Origin of the sequence: Mastigocladopsis repens PCC 10914, assembly GCF_000315565.1 — a bacterium.
In the GTDB taxonomy this organism is placed as follows: Bacteria; Cyanobacteriota; Cyanobacteriia; order Cyanobacteriales; family Nostocaceae; genus Mastigocladopsis; species Mastigocladopsis repens.
The window spans coordinates 1,100,628-1,120,352 of the sequence record NZ_JH992901.1 but is presented as its reverse complement, the minus strand read 5'-3'; the positions used below and the strand labels follow the sequence as shown (position 1 = coordinate 1,120,352).

Sequence of the window (19,725 nt, the reverse complement as noted above, 5' to 3'; positions counted from 1 at the left end):
TTCTCTCAGGTGTCTAAGAATAGCCCAGCTTTTTTGAGGGCTTCCCGTAGTAGAACCCTCGCTACTTCTTGAGAAAGAGTCTCTTTAGAAAGAATTGCCACAGCGTGTTCAGCGAGAAACTTTTGCTCTTGGGATTCGATCTGTTTTGATGTGTTAACAATTACGGGAATAGAGGTAGTAACTCTGTTGCTTTTTAGCTGGTCTAAAACATCAATGCCACTCAATTCTGGCATAGTCATATCTAACACAATACAGTCAGGATTTTCGAGTTGAGCTAAACGAATCCCCTCACGTCCATCCGCAGCTTCCAGAATATCTAGGGGAATATGGACTAGAAGTTGCTTCAACACGTAGCGGGATGCCTGATCATCATCAATCAGCAAAAGTTTTTGTTGCCTGTCCTGCTTGACCAGCGTACTGATTTTGTTCAACAGTAAAAATCTATCTACAGGCTTAATCAAGAACCCATCGGCTCCTTGAGCCATCACTTGCTTCTCGTTATCTACGACACTAATGACAAGAATGGGAATATTTCGGGTTGCTTCATTCCTCTTGGTTTCAGCCAGAAACGCCCAAGAGTGTTCCTTTCCAAGTAAAATATCTAACATGATGGCGATTGGCTTAAACATCATAAGCGCCTGTTTTGCCTCGTTGAGCGTTCGTGCCGAAATCATCTGATACTTCGACTCTTGAAAATACTTTTCGTAAGCAAAAACAGTTTCAGCATTGTCTTCCACAACCAGGATGGGGTGGCGAGCCGGATCGATTTGCCAAGTCGGTTGTGGTATTGAGGAATCTTCGGCAGAACCAGGAAACACCAGTGGGAGCGAAGCAAAAAACGTAGATCCCTTCCCTAATTCACTATTAACCCAGACGCTTCCTCCCAACAGTTCTGTCAACTTGCGCGAGAGTGGCAGCCCTAAACCTGTTCCTTTGACCCGTTGTTGGAGGTGAGACTCTATCTGAACAAAATCCTCAAAAATCCGCTCTTGATCCTGCGGTGCAATTCCAATACCTGTATCGGCAACAGAGAAAGTGACTCTGTTGCCTGCCATGACTGCCGCCACCCGCACCTCACCCTGCTCAGTATACTTTAGTGCATTAGAGATGAAGTTTCGCAGAATTTGGGCAACCTTACCTTCATCTGTATAAAGGAGTGGAATACCAACAGGTTCCTCGAAGATAAGAGCAACCGAAGAGTTATGAGCAAGCAGAGGACGTAGCATCCCTCTTAAAGTTCCAAACAGGTCGCTCACTTCAAACTGGCTGGGATAGACGACAATTTTTCCTGCTTCTACCTTTGCCAGGTCTAAAAGGTCGTTGACTAACTCCGATAGACCCTCCGCACCTTTTTGAATGAACTTAACCTGTTTTTCCTGCTCCGTTGTTAACGGACCATCCATTCGGTCTAATAAAATCCGAGACAGAGACATAATCGAGTTCAAGGGTGTACGAAACTCATGGCTCATGTTCGAGAGGAACCGAGTCTTGAGTTCATTTGCCTTCTGTAGAGAATCAGCTTTTTCGTCTAATTCAGCATACAGAGCCACGACTCCGCGATTCGTATCTTCTAGTTCGCGGTTGAGCTGAGTTAACTCTTCCTCGCGCTGGCGTAGTTCCTGCATTGCACGCAGCAGTTCCTGATTCTGCCGTTGAATTTCTTCAAACGGATTTTGTGCCTCTCGACCATCCAACTCATCTCTAATCTGGTGCAAGCGCCCTGTTGTCAGTTTAGGCAATCGCTTTGGCAAGGTCTTCCCCATCAATACTGTGGTTCCCTGGTTCGCAACCGACTCAATTTGAAACTGATCCATCAGCCGACGAGTGCCGATAATCCCCAATCCCATCCCAGTTGTGGAAGTGAATTGCCCATCTAAAATTGCTTTCAAGTTAGGAATCCCCGGACCTCTATCCCGAATGCTAATCCAGAAATTTTGAGGAGATTCGTTATCTACCGAAAATTCAACACTTCCGCCATTCGCATACACAAAGGCATTTCGAGCGATTTCTGAGATAGATGTGGCAAGGCGTGCTTGGTCTTGGGCATCAAATCCCAAAGCTTGGGCAATCCGACGTGCCATTTGACGAGTCAGCACCACATCTTGCTCATAGCAAATTTCTAAGGTGAGGATAGTTGTACTCATGGCGATACATTCTCACGGACAACTAGCACAGTGACATCATCGCGAGATCGGTAAAAGTCTCGGTATAAAACGCCAGCAATCAAGCTGGGATGTTTGTGAATCAGACCAGGATAGCGCTCTAACCGCCATTGGGTTCCCAAGCCATCGGAATGTAAGAGCAAGAGTGCCCCTGGATGCCATTGGTGGGTAAACTCCTGAATTTTGCGGACTTCATGCCCAACTATACCATTGTAGGAAACAAGTCTATAGCTTCCCTCAGACCAGAGAACGGTGGCGGCAATGTTGCCCACCCCTGCAAAGCGAACGGACTGATGTTCAAAGTTGACTTCTGCGATCGCCACTGCTGCTCCCCGCGTACTCCGCAATGCCCCATGAGCGGCTTCGATAATTTCCTGGGGACTACGGTGGCTATTTTCGTGAAAGACTCGCACAGCTTCTGTTGCGGCTTGAGCGGCTAGCGGTCCGTGACCCAATCCATCAGCAACGAGCAACAAGCTGCGCTCTTGACTTATTTTGCATGCCCAAGCATCACCGCAAACCTCTTCTCCCGCCTTTGGCAGACACACCACTCCCAACTCCAATTTGTCTAGGGCTAGACTTGTGGGTAAGGGGGTAGCCCAAAGATGGGAAAGAATGGCTGTTCCTACATCTCGGATGGAATGAATATCAACAAAACCAGAAAGACGGCTGATAGCTCCTAACCCATTTCCAGGACTTCCGGCTGTCGAAAACCCGTCATGTATGCACTCGCTGATATTGTCCATCCCTGGTCCTTTGTCTAACGCCAGGACTTCCAGACCGTGAATGTTGTATTTTTCAATTGCCTGTAACAACAGTAGCCCATCCCTACCATGCCGCACCAGGTTATTTGCAATTTCAGTTACCACAATGGCAACCTTTCCCCGCTCGGTTTCGTTGAAACCGAGACGACTTGCCAGGGCGATCGCACTCCGTCGCGCTTCACCTGCTTGACTTGGTTCCAAAATTGGTAGGGCGAGGGTTTCTCTCATAATCTAGTTACTTCCACTTTGTAATTGTGATGCAGGTGCCCTCACCTACACGGGAAACGATATTGAATTCATTCATCAGTCGCTTGGCACCGCCCAGCCCCATGCCCAACCCATTACCTGTGGTGTATCCATCTTTGAGCGCCAAGTCAATATCTGGAATTCCAGGTCCTGAATCTTCAAAAACGAGCCGCAGACCCCGACGCATCCCATGCTCGAGTGCTTCCAGTCTGACAGTACCACCGCCTCCGTAGTCCAAAGTATTACGGGCTAGCTCGCTGGCTGCCGTGACAATTTTCGTCTGATCTACCAGGCTAAACCCCAGTTTAACAGCAAACTGACGCACCTTCTGCCGAACTAAAACCACATCTTGTGAGGATTGGATACTCATGGTTTCACACCCGTACATATCCATCGGCGCTTCCTCCAGCAGCCGCCTTCAGCGATGCTCGCAGAAGTGCCATGCCCTTTTCAACGTTTAACGCGGTGCAAATACCCGTTAAAGAAAGTCCTAACTCTACTAAGGTGATGGCAACGGCTGGTTGCATTCCGACCACAACGGTCTGAGCATCAAGAACCTGTGACATCTTAGCAATATTCCCCAGGACTCTGCCAATAAAGGAATCCACAATTTCTAAAGACGAAATATCAATCAGCACTCCACGAGCCTGAGTCTTGGTGATGCGATTTGTCAAGTCATCTTGCAAAGTCATTGCTAACTGATCGTGCATATCAACTTGAATCGTCACCACAAGGAATTCGCCCATCTTGAGTATTGGAATGCGTTCCATAAGAAAAGACCTCCTGATTCCTTACTAGGCTTGCGGACGGTTGATTGTCATCCCAAGGCGTTTTAGAGCCAGCAGAAAAGCGTCCGCTAAACTTGCCTTTGTGACCACGTCTGCCAAATCAACACCCAAGTAAACAATCGTTTGAGCAATCTGGGGGCGAATTCCGCTGATAATGCACTCTGCACCCATTAACCGCGCTGCGGTGACTGTCTTGAGTAAGTGCTGAGCTGTGAGTGTGTCCACTGTTGGCACTCCGGTGATGTCGATAATGGCAATTTCTGAACCTGTCTCAACAATCTTCTGCAACAAAGACTCCATCATCACCTGAGTGCGGCGGCTGTCTAAAGTACCAATAATGGGCAGAGCCAAAACGCCTTCCCAAAGCTTAATAACGGGTGTTGAAAGTTCCAGCAACTCCTCTTGCTGGCGAATGATGATTTCTTCACGCGTTTTTTGATAAGCTTCGGTAGTTAAGAGTCCCAGCTTGTCTATAAGAGTGGTGGCAAGCCAAGTTTCTTCAACCAGAGCGTTTGCATCCTCAGACAATTCCTGGCGCAAACAAGTAAATAGAGGTTGTTTAAACGAGAAAATAAAGGTGGCAGTTTCCAAAGGTGTAAAGCCTTTGTGCGAACGAGTACGAGAAATGCTAACCAGCATTTCTCGCACAGAGCGCCATTCAGAGGATTGCACGTTGGTCAAGTTGCCGTACTGTGCAGCCGTCTTCAGCAAACTGAGGAATTCCCGACACTCCTCTTGTAGTTCCGTTTCTTTGAGCAAACCTTTGCGGGTGTTGTTAGCCATTATCGTTTGAATCCAATCTGCTAACAGATCCGCTTGGTATTTTTCAAGAACCTCTAGAATTTTACTTCCATTGCTCAAACCCATACAATAATTCCTTCTACCTGATTGGCATTTAGCCAGTAATTGATATTTATATGATTAAGTGTCAATCATTTAGGCTTCCAGGTATACTAGCTCGGTGAAGTTGTGGGTGATTCGTCAGGAGGTAGTTCCTAAAGGCTTATTTCTTCCCAATTATTATAGAGATAACCTAGGACAAAAAAGTACGTGTCACCATAAATTTCAAAGTGAGCTTTTGACTTATAGTTTCCCGTTCCAAAATTGCAATTGACCGCTGAGAAAAAACATAATCCAGTCTACAAAATAAGAGCAATACCTGCAAAATAAGAGGTAATTTTCGTCAATGTAAAGTAATTTCTCTTTAAGAAACTTCATAAAAATTAGCAAAAATCTCTGAAGAAGATCATAGACTTCTTGCAAAAGGCTGTATCTAATATTTAAAACCACAGAGAAACACAGATAATTTATCTGTGTTTCTCTGTGTAGCCTACGGCACGGCTTACGCCTACATCTGTGGTTTCATTTTCATAGCAATTGACTGCATGCAATCTTACTTTATGACCTTTTGCTCATAAGGATGAAAGTAGACTTTCAAGGCAGATTTAAAAACTTGCATTTAAATGAGGCAATTGAAAGGGCTATAAGTCACGCACTGCGGTAGTCTAGATAAAGTGAATTTATCTCCTGGCTTGACATATTTCTTTATGACATCTGTTGTTTCCAGTTCCGCCCGCACAATTCGCATTGGTTCTCGCAAAAGTCAACTGGCTCTCGTTCAAACTTACTGGGTACAAGAACAACTCCAGAAAAGCTTTCCTGAGGTTTCTTTTGAAGTCAACACCATGTCCACCCAAGGTGACAAAATCCTGGATGTGGCATTAGCCAAGATTGGCGATAAGGGATTATTTACTAAAGAACTCGAAGTGGGAATGCTATCCCTTGAGCTTGATTTTGCCGTTCACTCCCTTAAGGATTTGCCGACTCGCTTACCAGAGGGGTTAGTCCTCGCAGCGATTACAGAACGGGAAAACCCAGCAGATGCCCTAGTGGTGCATGAAAAACATAAAGATAAGCAAATTGATACACTGCCAGAGGGTGCTGTTATCGGTACGTCCTCGCTACGACGTTTAGCACAGTTACGCCACCATTTCCCTCACTTAAAGTTTAAAGATGTGCGGGGAAATTTGAACACCCGTATGGCAAAGCTGGATGCAGGTGAGTACGATGCGCTGATTTTGGCAGTTGCTGGTTTGCAGCGGTTAGGAATGGGCGATCGCGTTCACCAAATTCTACCAAAAGAAGTTTCCCTCCATGCTGTTGGGCAAGGAGCTTTAGGAATTGAATGCCGTGGGAACGATACCGAACTGCTATCACTGCTCAAAGCTATTGAACATCCAGAAACACGCGATCGCTGTCTTGCCGAGCGAGCTTTCTTGCGTGAATTAGAGGGCGGCTGTCAAGTACCCATTGGTGTAAATACTGAAATCAATGATGGGAATTTAACACTAACGGGCATAGTTGCCAGTGTGGATGGTCAAAAGCTAGTACAAGATACCGTCGTAGGGAATACCAAAGATGCTGAACAGCTAGGCATAGAACTAGCACACTGCTTGCGAAAACAGGGAGCGCAGGAAATTTTGGATGAAATCTTTGCCCAAATCCAACGTGGTTCTTAAACCGCTGTGTAGAGACGTAGCATGCTACGTCTCTACAAAAAACGCGAACACAAAACCTGGTTTTATAATTTTTCAAGGGGTTAAAAAGTCTATATGATTGCCGCTTTGGGAGAGCAACTCTTCTGGAGTGCCTTGCATTTTCCATTTGCCCTGCTCTAGGAAGACAATCCAATCGGCACGAGTGATGACTCTGGGACGGTGGCTAATGAGGATTGTGGTTTTGCCTTGGCGATGAAACAGCAGTTTATCGAGGACTTGCGTTTCACTCACGGGGTCGAGTCCAGCTGTTGATTCATCTAAAATCAGAATTGGTGGGTCGTTGACAATTGCTCTTGCTATGGCTAATCTTTGCCGTTGTCCACCAGAAATATTCGCGCCAAATTCTCCTAAAACTGTTTGATATTTATCGGGTAGTTTACTAATAAATTCATCCGCTTCAGCAATTTGACAAGCTGTGACAATTTGTTCAAAGGTAACGTGAGGAGAACCTAAGCGGAAATTTTCAATTATCGAACGACTCCAAAAGTGAGGTTCTTGGGGAATGAGAACAACTTGTTGGCGGAGGGAATCTAGGGAGAGGTCTTGTTGATTATAAATACCAATTCTAATATTCCCAGATGTCGGCGAATATAACCCCGCAATTATTTTCGCTAATGTACTTTTACCACACCCTGATTTACCTATTAAAGCGGTCACTTTACCACCATGAATTGTCAGGTAAAAATCTTCTAGTAATTCAACTCTGCCAGCATGATGAAAGTTAAGGTTAGTGCAAATAATATCTGCGTTACCAGGAATTTTGACAAAAGGTCTAGTGTCATCCGCTAAAGTTTCTGGTGTGGAGTCGATGACTTCTGTCAAGCGCTGTGTGGCTGTCTGGACGCGAGTCAGTTCGTCCACAAATGCAACTCCAGTAATAATGAAAGCAAGAAAATTGCCATTCATGCTGTTAAATGCCAACAGTTGCCCAATGCTTAATTCCTTGCTAATCACCAAGCTACTGCCGAACCAAAGTAAGGCGATGCTGCCGATACTTGAAACTAGTTTAGAAAAAGTGTTATTGATAATGGCAATTTGAATTGTACGGAAGGTGAGGTTGGCAAGGCGACCAAAGCGACTCTGGAACTCTTCCCAAAATTGGGGAGCAGATGCGGTGGTTTTAAGAGTGAGTGCGCCTTTGAAAGTTTCGACTAAAACGCCTTGGTTTTCTGCGTCTAAAACTAATAAACTGCGAGTTTTTTGTCGCAGTGTGGGCAGTAAAATAATGGTAGTTAGCGTCATCAAAGCTGCAAATAACATGGCAGCAGTTGTCAGTTTCCAGCTATAAACAAACATTAAACTAAACGAGGCAAATGCAATAAACATCTGGCTGGGCAAACTGGCAACAACTTGGGAAACTAACTGATTAATCTCTTGAATATCTCGCAGTCGGCTGACAATTTCCCCACTGCGACGCGATTCATAGTAAGATAATGGCAACCTCAAGATTGCTCTGGCAAATTCCAAGATTAGCCCTAACTCCAAGCGTTGAGCAAAGTGAGCAATCAGGTTAGATTGCACCAGTCCCAAGCTGCTTGACATCAGGTTCATCACCACCACAGCCGTCACCACACCGGCTAGCAGGTGAGTATCTCCCCGCACCAAGACATCATCGGTGAGGACTTCGATGAGAAAGGGGGACGCCAAGGAGAGTAAACCGAGGACGAGGTTGATGAGAAACGCCTCAGCGAGAATACCCCGGTAAGTCCAAATGGGTTTGAAGAAACGCCCAAAACCGACAATTTTCTCATCCGGTTGGGCAAAAAAGCGAACGGGGTCTGGCTCAAGTAAGAGCATGACGCCATTTCCCCAGCCCTCCATGAGTTCTGTTTTGGAGAGGAAACGCACGCCCACCCCCGGGTCAGCAACAACGTACTTTCTGCCCCGGTTGCCATACAAAACAATCCAGTGATACCCCTTCCAGTGAATGATAGCGGGCAGGGGTATTTCATTTATCTTGTCCAGGATAGCAGGAGTGACTTTCACACCTCTGGCATTGAAGCCGAGTGCTTCTGAACCGCGTCGCAGACCGAGTAATGTAGTTCCCAATTGCCCTGTGCCTACAGCTTCACGGGTGCGGTTGATCGTAAAGTTACGCCTGTAGTGTTTGGCGACCGTGGCAAGGCAAGCCGCTCCGCAGTCTTCTTCACTATGCTGGAGGATGCTTGGGTACTTCATTCTAGCCAAGTACAGCTTATTGCTTCTTGAACATACTCCCTAGATTACGCCCTAAAAGTGACAAACTCGGGACAAATGCAAGCGATTTAAGTGCAACACAGATTTCTAGACTTCTTGCACTCGTGAATAATCTTGAAAATAAAACCACAGATAAATATCAGTGTGAATCTGTGGTTTCATATAAAAAATATACTTTTGCAAGAGTTCTACTGTATAGAGCGTTTCACAATTTACTATTCAAACTTTTCAGATTCTAGGATTAAGTTCTCGAACTGTTCTCGAACCTCTAACAACTCATTATCCGTACGAACAGACTCCACCTTGCTTCTCAAAGACAAGCCCTGTTCTTCCAGAATTTTGTATCCGGCAATACTCTTTTCTAGGAGAAATATGTTGACATTAAATTGTATTAAAACCGTGATAATTCCAAGAATGAAAATAACCAGCCTTTTGTAAGGAAGCTCAAATAGAGCCGTTCCCAACAGTGTAATGACTGTGGTTAAGACAATAGTGGCGATCGCTGAGATACTATGCCAGGTTTGGCTACTCGTTCTTAGAGCTTCCCATTCTTCATACCTCTCATTGATTTCCTTTCCTAGGGATTTCTTCGCCTCTTCTAACGAGACTTCCTGTTCTTGAGGCGGTTTTTCTCGAGTGGGAGATTCTCCTTGTTCTTGAGGCGGTTTTTCTTGAGTGGGAGATTCTCCTTGTTCTTGAGGCGGTTTTTCTTGAGTGGGAGATTCTCCCTGTTCTTGAGGCGGTTTTTCTCGAGTGGGAGATTCTCCCTGTTTTTGTTGGGATTCTGCTTCATTCGCAGATTCCTTTTGTGTCTGTGGCAATTCTTGCTGCTTTGACGGTTCTGTCTCTGTTTGGTTTTTGCTCTCCTCAGCCTGTGGGGCTTTCGTTTCCTGTTGAGCCAAAATCCATACCTCATTTGCTCCTTTTTGCGGAGTGCTAGACGCTACAGGCTGCCCTACAGCCAACAATCCTGAACCCAGAATCATGATGGACACAGTTAGGATGGCGACAACCAGGTACCCATTCCAATTGATGGGTTTCAACCATTTTCTTTTTCTATAACCATTGACTTTCTTCTTCATTGGCTCCATCTAGGATTTTGATTCCGGGATGAGCTTTCTATGATGGCTTAGGAAATGTAACAAACTAGGGACAAAACTGTGACAACCAAGGCTCATTTCGCTGTAGTGATGCAATTTGAGTTAAGGGTGTTTTCATTGTTGTGATATTTTTGTCTCTAGTTTGTCCCGGTTCGTAAGCGATATTGGTGGTAGGCTACGCATAAGTATTTGCCACGTTAAGCGCGAGCGCTTCGCACCTTACAGCTCATGTTGGGATAGGAATAATCCAATTCATCAAAGGAAAAACCTATGTCTAAGAATCACAAGCAGAACTTAAAGCAAGAAGCAGTTCCTTTCTTCGCCCGCTACCTAGAAGGGCAAATCATTGAACTGTCTGAGGAGGAGATGCAGGCAGTGGTAGGTGGCAAGAAAGATATCGTAACAACGCAGAAGTATCCATCTGACAGCGAAGAAGACTCGGAGCCGATTTTGGTGACGCAGAAGTACCCATCTGATAATGACGATTCCACTTACACCATAGAATGATAGCTTTCACAGCCTACTGCATATTTGATGAGTTTGCCGCGCAATGTTGTTTTACTATTGACCCATAGTGCTGATTACTTTACGGTAGAGCGAGTAGCACAAGCCCTGTCAAGACGGGGCGCGCAACCATTTCGCCTGGATACAGATCGTTTTCCAATGGAAGTTCGACTTTCAGCTCGTCTCGGCAGCGCAGGGCTTTGTCACCGGGTGGAGTATGGTGAGAGGATTGTCGGCACAGATGAGGTACAAGCCATTTGGATGCGCCGCATCTGGCAGCCACAGTTGAGTACAAATCTTGCTCCTCAGTTTCACGATGCCTGCGTTAGAGAGTCACTGGCATCTCTGCGTGGGTTTTTGGATGGACTGAGCGAGGTTCGCTGGGTGGATGACTTGCAGCGGATCTCCTTGGCAGAAAACAAGCTGCGCCAGCTTAGGGTTGCCAGAAATGCAGGTCTTTCCATCCCCCGTACCCTCGTCACCAACGATCCGCAGCAGGCGCGGCAGTTTTTCTCGGAGGTAGAGGGACGAATGGTTGCCAAACTGCTCACGCCACTTTCGGTAAGTATGGAAGGTTCATCCTTGTTCGTTTACACCAGCGCAGTCCAAGAGCAAGACCTGGTTGACGCAGAAGCACTCCGCTATAGTCCGATGGTCTTCCAAGAGCAAATCCCCAAGTTACGGGAGTTGCGGGTGGTGTTTGTGGCTGGAAAGTTATTTGTAGGGGCTTTGGATGCGTCGCGTTATTCAGCAGTCGATTGGCGGCGTACTACACCAGAGGAGTGCCCGTGGGAGGCGGATGAACTGCCCAGCTCGGTTGCCCGTTGCTTGGAAGAGTTCATGGCACAGTTGGGGTTAGTCTTTGGCGCGATTGACCTGATCCACACATCAGAAGGGGAACATATGTTTCTGGAAGTCAACCCCACAGGTGAGTGGGGAATGCTAGAACGAGACCTAGGCTACCCCATTTCTGAGGCGATTGCAGATGCGTTGCTAGCATAGGTAAGTGACATGACGACGGTTTTGATTGTTACCCATAGCAAAGACAACCAAAGCATTCCTCTGGTTCTCAAGGCGATCGCCGAACAGGGTGGAAAAGCGTTTCGCTTTGACACAGACCGATTTCCCACAGAAATCCAGTTGGATGTCTACTACGGCAAGGGGATACAGCGGCTGATACTTGCCTCAGCGCAAGGAAAGCTGGATCTTAGCGACGTATCCGCAGTCTGGTATCGGCGAATCGGGATTGGCAGACGCATTCCCACCACAATGAACCCGCAATTGCGACAAGCCTCTGTTCAGGAATCACGAACTACGATTCAGGGAATGATTGCCAGCCTTCAGGCGTTCCACCTCGACCAACTGCCGCATATTCGTCGCGCAGAAAACAAACAGCTCCAATTGCAAATGGCACGAGAACTGGGTCTTGATATCCCACCTACGCTAATTACCAACAATCCGCAAGCGGTGCGGGAATTTGCTAAGGACTGTAAAGAGGGGCTAGTGACGAAGATGCTCTCCTCTTTTGCCATTTATGAGGAGGGTCAGCAGAAGGTCGTTTTCACCAACCCCGTCACAGCCGAGGATTTGGATAACCTTGATGGTCTGAGCTTCTGCCCCATGACATTCCAAGAAAATATCCCAAAAGCGTTGGAGTTACGCACAACGATTGTAGGGCAGCGTGCGTTCACCGCAGCCATTGACTCCCAAACTAACGAGCAGGCACGTCACGACTGGCGGCGGCAGGGGATTGCCTTGCTCGACGCTTGGCAGCCTTATGTTCTCCCCCTAGATGTAGAGGAGAAGCTACTGGAGTTGATGGCTCGTTTTCGGTTGAACTATGGAGCGATTGACCTCATTTTAACGCCGGACGGGAGGTATGTTTTCCTTGAGGTGAACCCGGTCGGCGAGTTCTTCTGGCTTGAGCAATATCCTGGCTTACCAATTTCAAAAGCGATCGCTGACCTGTTGCTTGGTCAGTTGCACAAGTAATATCATGTTCGGGAAATTCCCCATAATCCAACTTGTTTGTAGTAAGGACTTTAGTCCTTGCTTTCAAACAATAAGAGGAGTAAAGTCCTCACTACGGATTTATTAAGGTTATTTAACCGGACATAATATAAGCTCATGTACATTTAACGTGTAAAAATCTGCCAACCTACGGAAAAATCGCTCAAAACTAAAAAGTCTGAGCGCAAATTGAGTATTTATACACTTAGGCAATTTGTTCGCCAATATCCTTTGCCATTCTACCCAACTATTTCTGAAAGGAGGGGAGTTTCACTGGGGGAGAGTTCGCACGCAACAAATGGGGCATTGGTTTTAATCACCAGCTCTTGCGGCAGTTCATCGGAGTTATCGTAATCAGGAATCTGGCTTTGGGGACGCACGTAGGCATGGTTGGTGGAATCATACGCTAACACTTCGCCAGTCTCGATGTGGTAGACCCAGCCGTAAATGTGGAGCTTGCCCTGATACAGCCTGGAGTGGACTATTGGATAGGTCTTCAAATTTTCGATTTGTGTTAGCACATTCTCCGCTACCATAATTTCTACTAGTTCGTCATCAGTATAGTTTTGGTAGCTATCTTTCACGAGTCTGCGAGTCGCTTCCGCATGCTTGAGCCAGTCATACACGAGCGGCATATCTTCCTGGAGCTTGTTGAGCTTCAGCAATCCACCCATTGCACCGCAGTGGGAGTGACCGCAGACAATGATTTGCTCGATGCCCAATGCGTTAATCGCATATTCTACCGTTGCCCCTTCGCCCCCCCTGGCTGCTCCGTAAGGCGGGATGATGTTTCCGGCATTGCGGATAATAAACAATTCTCCCGGCTCAGTTTGGGTAATTAAGTTAGGTGCTATCCGGGAGTCAGAGCAAGTAATGAACAGGACTCTGGGCTTCTGACCATGGGACAACTGTTCCATCAATTCCCAGTGTGTAGAAACGTAGTTTGCCCGAAATTCCTGCAGACCTTTAATTAATTTCTTCATTGCTTGAAACTCCTTTGGAGTGTTTCCTTTCGTGAATGTAGTGGAGGCATTTCGCCTGGGTATATTTACTGCCTGCACTACAGCTTTGTAGGAAACTGTTCTTGTACTAAGGTTAGGGAAACAACAGTAATAAAGTCGGGACAAAAAAGTGACTTTCTTGAGACAAATCGGCGGAATTTGCTGATTCAAAGATGCGGAAATTATTCTCTCGAAAAATTTTCTGCCAATAAGTTTAGAGTTAAAAACAAAAACCAGCGTAAATTGAGTTTCGTTACGAAACGCAACATATAGCTGTTTGCAATTGGGTAAGGTACACCAAAGAAATAATGAACCACAGATGTAGGCGTAAGCCCTGCCGTAGGCTACGCAGATAAATACAGATAAATCTGTACTTCATTCAAATGAGTTGCGCTATAGAATTATTCTTAACTGAACCGTATTGGGTTTTAATAGAAATAGGTTGATTGCTCATGCTGAGTGAACATAACCCAGACTTTCTTCGTCCAGTCGAAAGTGACGAGTTTTTACCCCCGATCAGTCGTTGGACAACTCTAGGTGGTCTGTTTCTCGTCGGTAGTTTTGGTGCAGTCTTCACCCTCGCCACTGTTATCAAATACAATGTCACAGTCAAAGCTTCTGCCACCGTCCGTCCTATAGGAGAACTGCGTATTGTCCAGGCAGCAAGCGAAGGGACTGTCAAAAGCATCTTGGTGAAAGAAAATCAGGTAGTGAAACAGGGAGACTCGATCGCCTCTATCGACAACTCCCAACTGCAAACCAAAAAGAGCCAACTTATCGGCAATATTCAACAAAACCAGCTACAATTCGCTCAACAAGATGCCCAAATTCGTGCCTTAGATGGGCAAATTGCTGCTGAAACAGACCGCAGCAATCGCGCTGTTGCCTCAGCACAAGCAGATTTAAATCGCACCGAAAGCGACTATCAAGAAAGAAAAGTTACAGCCAATAGTGAACTACAAGAAGCAGAAGCTAACATTAAAATCGCCCAGAATGAATTGCAAAAAGCTCAAGCTCAGTTACAATCAGCCGAAGCGAATGCTAGATCCACAGAAGCTGCATTAAAATCAGCTATACTCAAGCGCGATCGCTATCAAACCATAGCCCAATCTGGCTCGATTTCTCAAAATCAACTAGAAGAAACACAACTGGCGGTTGCTCAACAAGAACAAGCTTTAGAATCGCAAAAAGCGACTGTGGAAAGTCAAAAACAAGAGATTGAGCGGCAACAGCAAACGGTAGAAGCTGCTTACGCCAGACGACAAAAGGCATTAGCTGCAATTAATCCAAGTAATGCAGTTATATCAATAGCAAAGGAGAAAATTGCCACTGAACGTGCTACAGGTGGAACTAACCTAGCCCGATTAAACCAAGAACGAGAAAGCCTGCTACAGCGTAAAATTGAAATCCGAAATCAAATCAGCAGCACTCAACAAGATTTAATACAAGTCAATACTGAACTGCAAAAAACTATAATTAGGACTCCTGAGGCAGGCACTATTCTCAAATTGGAACTAAGAAACCCAGGTCAAGTGGTGAGTGCTGGGGATGCTATAGCCCAAATTGCCCCCAGTCATGCCCCTATGGTAATAAAAGCGCGTGTTGCCGCTCAAGATATTAGCAACGTTAAAGTTTGTAAAGCAGAAAAAGTTTCAGAGTGTCAACAAGGTAAAGTGCTTTTGCGGATTTCTGCCTATCCTTACCCGGATTATGGCACGCTCTCTGGCAGTGTTAGAGCCATAACTGCCGATGCCATTACACCTCAAAGCAATTCATCTGGTGCAGTTGTGCCTTACTTTGAAGTGACAATCCAGCCAGAAAAGCTTTCTTTAGAAAAGGGGGGTATTTCCTACCCCATTCAACCAGGGATGGAAGTGACAGCAGATATTATCTCCAGAGAAGAGAAGTTACTCACATTTATTCTCAGAAAGGCAAGGCTGCTCACAGATTTGTAGGCAAACTCTCGCTTCAGGAAGGGCACAAGCGCATGGAATCATCACTCATTGCAAGCGCAACAAAAGCGGCGATGCTAGGGCGAGCGCAATCAAACCATAGTCCGATCCGGTTCGATTTCTTAGAACCAATTTGAAGAAGCACAACTGGCGGTTGCCCAGCAAGAACAAGCCTTAAGCTACCCTCTGATTGACCTGCCCTAAAAGGGCGCCAAGCTTGCAACTATGACGGGAGACTTACAGTGGTAAAGTTAAGAAAGATTTTTGTTACATGGCAGGTCTTCCAGGCGCGATACATCACGTCTGGAAATCTTGTTGAGTTAAGTAGAACACATAGGCAGAATCGGGGAAATATAGATTACCATGCGGATTCTATTTGTTGCAGCGGAGGCAGCTCCCATTGCGAAAGTTGGCGGAATGGGTGATGTTGTCGGAGCACTACCCAAAATCTTGAGAAAAATGGGGCATGATGTGCGGATCTTCTTGCCTTACTACGGCTTCGTGCCAGATAAAATGGAAATTCCCAAAGAACCAATATGGAGGGGATATGCCATGTTCCAAGACTTTGCGGTTTACGAAGCCGTTCTGCCTGGTACTGATGTTCCCTTGTATTTATTTGGACATCCAGCTTTTTTGCCCCGTCGAATTTACTCTGGAGAAGATGAAGACTGGCGGTTTACATTATTCGCCAACGGAGCAGCTGAGTTTTGCTGGAATTATTGGAAGCCGGAAATCGTCCACTGTCACGATTGGCACACAGGAATGATTCCCGTGTGGATGCATCAATCTCCTGATATCAGCAGTGTTTTTACGATACACAACCTGGCATATCAAGGACCGTGGCGCTGGTACTTAGAGAAAATTACTTGGTGTCCTTGGTATATGCAAGGACACAACACAATGGCAGCTGCGGTGCAGTTTGCCGACAAGGTGAATACAGTTTCCCCAACTTATGCCGAGCAAATCAAAACCGCTGCTTATGGCGAAACTTTAGAAGGTTTATTGTCTTTCATCAGCGGCAAGTTGTCGGGGATTATAAATGGCATCGATACAGAAGTTTACAACCCAACCACCGATAAGTACATTACCCAAACCTTCAGTGCCGATACTTTAGACAAACGCAAAGCTAACAAAATTGCTTTGCAAGAAGAAGTCGGGTTAGAAGTGAACTCCAATGCCTTTTTGATTGGTATGGTGACGCGGTTGGTGGAACAAAAAGGCATTGATTTGGTGTTGAATATTCTGGATCGCTACCTGGCTTACACAGATGCACAATTTGTCCTGTTGGGGACAGGCGATCGCTACTACGAAAGCCAAATGTGGCAGATGGCATCCCGCTATCCCGGACGCATGGCGACTTACCTGCTATATAACGATGCCTTGGCTCGCCGCATCTATGCTGGTACCGATGCCTTCCTAATGCCAAGCCGTTTTGAACCCTGCGGTATCAGTCAAATGATGGCTTTGCGTTACGGTTCTGTGCCAATTGTCCGCCGCACTGGGGGATTAGTTGACACCGTATTCCACCACGACCCCATAAACCATGCAGGTACTGGTTATTGCTTTGACCGCTATGAACCACTGGATCTGTTTACCTGTATGATACGAGCTTGGGAAGGTTTCCGTTACAAGGATTACTGGCAGCAGCTACAACAACGTGGGATGAGTCAAGACTTCAGTTGGTATCAATCTGCCAAGCAGTACGTGAAGCTGTATCGGTCGATTTATGGCTTACCCGAAGAGGAGGAACCGCCACAGCAGGAGGAGACGCAAGTCAATGAGCCTGTAGCTAGCGGCACCTGAGAGGATGGCGCAGTTACGTATTCATCTGTCAATGATCACTGATAATCAATCAATACGGTTCAGATAAGATTCGCCCATGGCGATCGCCGACGTAGAGACGTTGCACTGCAACGTCTCTACAGGGTTTAAATGAGTGCATATGTGGTTCATTTATTTGAAAACCACTGTAAATAAAAACTCGCGCGTCAGGGCTTTAGCCCTTTAAAATCTTATACAGAGCGATAAATCGCTCACTACGAACAAAAGTTTTATCTTACATTTAATTACGTCCACCTGCTTACCTGTAGTTAAAGACGGCTTTAGTTGCAAATTTATCCTGCTGACACTCCTGATGTTATTGACTTAATACTGTAACAGCAAATAACCAATAGACAGCTAAACCATTTTTCTCATAGGCTTTAACTAATGAAAAAAGTTACTGTTTCTCAAGTCTGTACGTATGGCTTCATAGGGTTAACTTCTTTAACTGCTGTAACAAGTACAAGTACGCAGGTTTTGACTCAGTCAGCAAAAAGCTCCAATACTCCACAAAAGCCTATTTCTTCTGACTTGATTTGGCCCACTCAAGGGATGATTTCTCAAGGTTTTCGCAGATATCAACATGAAGGAATTGATATCGCAGGGGCATCTGGTACTCCTATCGTTGCTGCCGTATCCGGTACAGTCATGAAAGCAGGTTGGAATGAATGGGGATTAGGCAATGTCGTCGTCATTGAGCGTCCCGATAGCAGTATCACAGTTTATGGTCACAATAGTCGCCTGTTGGTGAAACGGGGTCAACAGGTGAGCCAAGGCCAAGTTATTGCCCAAATGGGCTCTACAGGCAATAGTACGGCACCTCACCTGCACTTTGAAATTCGTAGAAAGCGTCGTATTGCTGTTGACCCGCTGAGTGCATTACCGTCTTTGGTTGCAGGAAAAATCCCACAAAACCAGATAAGCAGCGATGCTTCTTTGAGTTCCGAAGCAAATCACTCAACTAGCCAAGTTTCTCCTTCGCAACCAATTCCGGTAGCTGTCGGATCTCAGATACCTGATGCTGAATGCAATGGTCCTACAGTGATTGAAGGTGAAACAGCAAATGTTTTTGTCAAAGTCTGTCGAGAAAATGGTCAGTTGTTTTATATTGGTCAGTTGAAGCAAGATCCAACTCAGCCTGTACGTCTGCCAGCTTCGAGTGTTGGTAGTTCTCGGTATCGAGCAGATAATGGTAGTTTCTCCTACCTCGTTAGCCCTGATGGGGTGGAAGTTTGGCGAAATGGTCAGCAAGTCCGTTCTGATACTTTTTCCACTTCAAAGCAGTTTGAGAAATAAAGTTGGCTATCTGTTCTGACCAATAGTACTGATGCAATCACCAGTAAGGGCACTGCGCGGAGTGTGGTTGCATAGTGTTAACCTTTAATTATACTCACAAGAGTGAGTTCACAAGGACTCGCATTTTTCCGGATTTTTTGTAAATAAAATTATTTTTTCTTTATTAAGTTCTAGGTAAAAATCCTTTAATATAAAGCGTAGTCTAAGTAACATTAGGCGAAATTCGGAGAAAAAGAAATTAAAACTCTGCATTTGTGAATTATACAGTACTAAGGAGGTTAATATGGAATATTTTGCTTATTCTCTCCTTGATAGTGCCTACGCAGAGGCAACTAGAGATACAGAATTCAGCCTTCCAGAATTTAAACTGAAACTCAACTGGAACAAAAATTTCAAATCTGCTTGGTTAACTTTTGCTAGCATCGGTGCGTTGTTGGCAATTTTAGCTCAAGCCCAATCAGCCTCAGCGGCATACTACGGTCCTAGAAGCGACTATTATGTTAGGACAAACGGCAATTGTCTCCATGTCCGCACAGGTCCTAGCAGATATTATGCTTCTGTTGCATGTTACCGTAATGGCTCACGGCTTCCACGAATTGTAGGATACAGGAATGGATTTGCTAGGCTGTCTAATAATTATTATGTTGGTGCAAATTGGATTAACACTAGACCTGGTACAGGGTATACTTCTGGTCCAGGTGTTGGTGGTATCTCCATTTTAAGTGTAGGCTCTCGAGGTTCTGCTGTTGCAAGACTTCAAAGAATTCTGGGAGTTACACCTACTGGATACTACGGTTATACAACGGCAAATACAGTCCGGAACTACCAGGCAAGAAATGGTTTACGTGTAGATGGAGTCGCCGGACCACAAACCCTAGCTGCTGTGGGATTCTAGTACAGGGAAGTTTTTACCTAGCTGTTGGCAACAGAACAATTTGAACATCGTTTTGACCAATTTCTTAACAAATTGTTAGCTTTCAATTCCTGAAAGGGACTTATCGTTAGTACCTAAATATAGGTTTACCCTATCTGTAAGAACAACAAACAGATAGGGTTTTTGACTTGTTATTATAGCGCTTTTCATGTGAATGAAGTACAAATTTATCTGTGTGTATCTGTACGGCAGTTGCTACAACGGGGGGAACCCCCCTATGCCTACGGCACGCCAAGGGCGAACGGGTGTCTCCTCCGGAGAGGCTGCGCCAACACAGTCCCCTATGGCGGGAAACCCCTTCGGGTTCGCCAGTTGCCTGCGGAGGGAAACCCTCCTGCAGCACTGGTCTCACCGCCTGCAGGGCTGATTCACCGCAACGCACTGCCTCGTCCA

The 19,725-nt window shown here is 45.8% G+C and carries 16 protein-coding genes; 8 read left to right on the top strand and 8 right to left on the bottom strand.

The features are described from left to right. Positions 1-5: 5 nt before the first annotated feature. Genes MAS10914_RS0107250 through MAS10914_RS0107230 form a run of 5 tightly spaced genes read right to left on the bottom strand, consistent with a single transcriptional unit; the run spans position 6 to position 4,827 of the window. Positions 6-2,144 (bottom strand): ATP-binding protein, encoded by a 2,139-nt coding sequence (locus MAS10914_RS0107250; RefSeq protein WP_017315249.1) that lies wholly within the window; start codon positions 2,142-2,144, stop codon positions 6-8. Beyond that, positions 2,141-3,154, bottom strand: coding sequence for an ATP-binding SpoIIE family protein phosphatase (locus tag MAS10914_RS0107245; RefSeq protein WP_017315248.1), 1,014 nt, complete (start codon positions 3,152-3,154; stop codon positions 2,141-2,143). Before MAS10914_RS0107245 ends, MAS10914_RS0107250 begins: the two co-directional genes overlap by 4 nt. Positions 3,155-3,161: 7 nt before the next feature. Then, positions 3,162-3,566, bottom strand: a complete 405-nt coding sequence (locus MAS10914_RS0107240; RefSeq protein WP_232224125.1) for an anti-sigma regulatory factor — start codon at positions 3,564-3,566, stop codon at positions 3,162-3,164. Continuing rightward, positions 3,547-3,942, bottom strand: a complete 396-nt coding sequence (locus MAS10914_RS29760) for an STAS domain-containing protein (protein WP_017315246.1) — start codon at positions 3,940-3,942, stop codon at positions 3,547-3,549. The genes MAS10914_RS0107240 and MAS10914_RS29760 overlap by 20 nt, the downstream gene beginning before the upstream one ends. Before the next feature lie 24 nt (positions 3,943-3,966). Further along, the gene (locus MAS10914_RS0107230; RefSeq protein ID WP_017315245.1) at positions 3,967-4,827 is read right to left on the bottom strand and encodes an STAS domain-containing protein; all 861 of its coding nucleotides are present in this window, start codon (positions 4,825-4,827) and stop codon (positions 3,967-3,969) included. A 680-nt stretch (positions 4,828-5,507) separates the two neighbouring features. On the opposite strand from MAS10914_RS0107230, the gene hemC reads away from it, so the two are divergent. Continuing rightward, positions 5,508-6,479, top strand: a complete 972-nt coding sequence (hemC, locus tag MAS10914_RS0107225) for a hydroxymethylbilane synthase (RefSeq protein WP_017315244.1) — start codon at positions 5,508-5,510, stop codon at positions 6,477-6,479. A gap of 72 nt (positions 6,480-6,551) precedes the next feature. Here hemC and MAS10914_RS0107220 read toward each other — a convergent pair whose 3' ends face one another. Together MAS10914_RS0107220 and MAS10914_RS0107215 are read right to left on the bottom strand one after the other, a co-directional pair. Continuing rightward, positions 6,552-8,696 (bottom strand): peptidase domain-containing ABC transporter, encoded by a 2,145-nt coding sequence (locus tag MAS10914_RS0107220; protein ID WP_017315243.1) that lies wholly within the window; start codon positions 8,694-8,696, stop codon positions 6,552-6,554. Positions 8,697-8,929: 233 nt separating this feature from the next. Beyond that, a complete protein-coding gene (locus MAS10914_RS0107215; protein ID WP_156818106.1) occupies positions 8,930-9,796 on the bottom strand; it encodes a hypothetical protein in 867 nt (288 codons plus the stop codon). Between the two features lie 288 nt (positions 9,797-10,084). Here MAS10914_RS0107215 and MAS10914_RS0107210 point away from each other — a divergent pair, with 288 nt between their 5' ends. The 3 genes from MAS10914_RS0107210 to MAS10914_RS0107200 are packed head-to-tail and all read left to right on the top strand — an operon-like array spanning position 10,085 to position 12,310. After that, positions 10,085-10,321, top strand: coding sequence for a microviridin/marinostatin family tricyclic proteinase inhibitor (locus tag MAS10914_RS0107210; protein ID WP_017315241.1), 237 nt, complete (start codon positions 10,085-10,087; stop codon positions 10,319-10,321). Between the two features lie 27 nt (positions 10,322-10,348). Then, positions 10,349-11,320: an MvdC family ATP-grasp ribosomal peptide maturase gene (locus MAS10914_RS0107205; RefSeq protein WP_017315240.1), complete on the top strand. Its 972-nt coding sequence runs from the start codon at positions 10,349-10,351 to the stop codon at positions 11,318-11,320. A 9-nt stretch (positions 11,321-11,329) separates the two neighbouring features. Beyond that, positions 11,330-12,310 carry an MvdD family ATP-grasp ribosomal peptide maturase gene (locus MAS10914_RS0107200; protein ID WP_017315239.1) on the top strand — a complete coding sequence of 327 codons (981 nt, stop codon included), beginning with the start codon at positions 11,330-11,332 and terminating at the stop codon, positions 12,308-12,310. A gap of 257 nt (positions 12,311-12,567) precedes the next feature. On the opposite strand, the gene MAS10914_RS0107195 is transcribed toward MAS10914_RS0107200, so the two are convergent. Further along, positions 12,568-13,311, bottom strand: coding sequence for a carbonic anhydrase (locus MAS10914_RS0107195; RefSeq protein ID WP_017315238.1), 744 nt, complete (start codon positions 13,309-13,311; stop codon positions 12,568-12,570). A gap of 470 nt (positions 13,312-13,781) precedes the next feature. Between MAS10914_RS0107195 and MAS10914_RS0107190 the strand changes: the two genes are divergently transcribed. The 4 genes from MAS10914_RS0107190 (at position 13,782) to MAS10914_RS0107175 (ending at position 19,293) form a co-directional block, all read left to right on the top strand. Further along, on the top strand, positions 13,782-15,284 hold the full coding sequence (locus MAS10914_RS0107190) for an HlyD family efflux transporter periplasmic adaptor subunit (protein ID WP_017315237.1): 1,503 nt from the start codon (positions 13,782-13,784) through the stop codon (positions 15,282-15,284). A gap of 360 nt (positions 15,285-15,644) precedes the next feature. Next, a complete protein-coding gene (gene glgA / locus MAS10914_RS0107185; protein WP_017315236.1) occupies positions 15,645-17,084 on the top strand; it encodes a glycogen synthase GlgA in 1,440 nt (479 codons plus the stop codon). Between the two features lie 405 nt (positions 17,085-17,489). Then, on the top strand, positions 17,490-18,398 hold the full coding sequence (locus MAS10914_RS0107180; protein ID WP_017315235.1) for a M23 family metallopeptidase: 909 nt from the start codon (positions 17,490-17,492) through the stop codon (positions 18,396-18,398). 283 nt (positions 18,399-18,681) lie between these two features. Continuing rightward, entirely contained in the window at positions 18,682-19,293 is a 612-nt protein-coding gene (locus MAS10914_RS0107175) for a peptidoglycan-binding domain-containing protein (protein WP_017315234.1), read from the top strand. Positions 19,294-19,725: the final 432 nt, after the last annotated feature.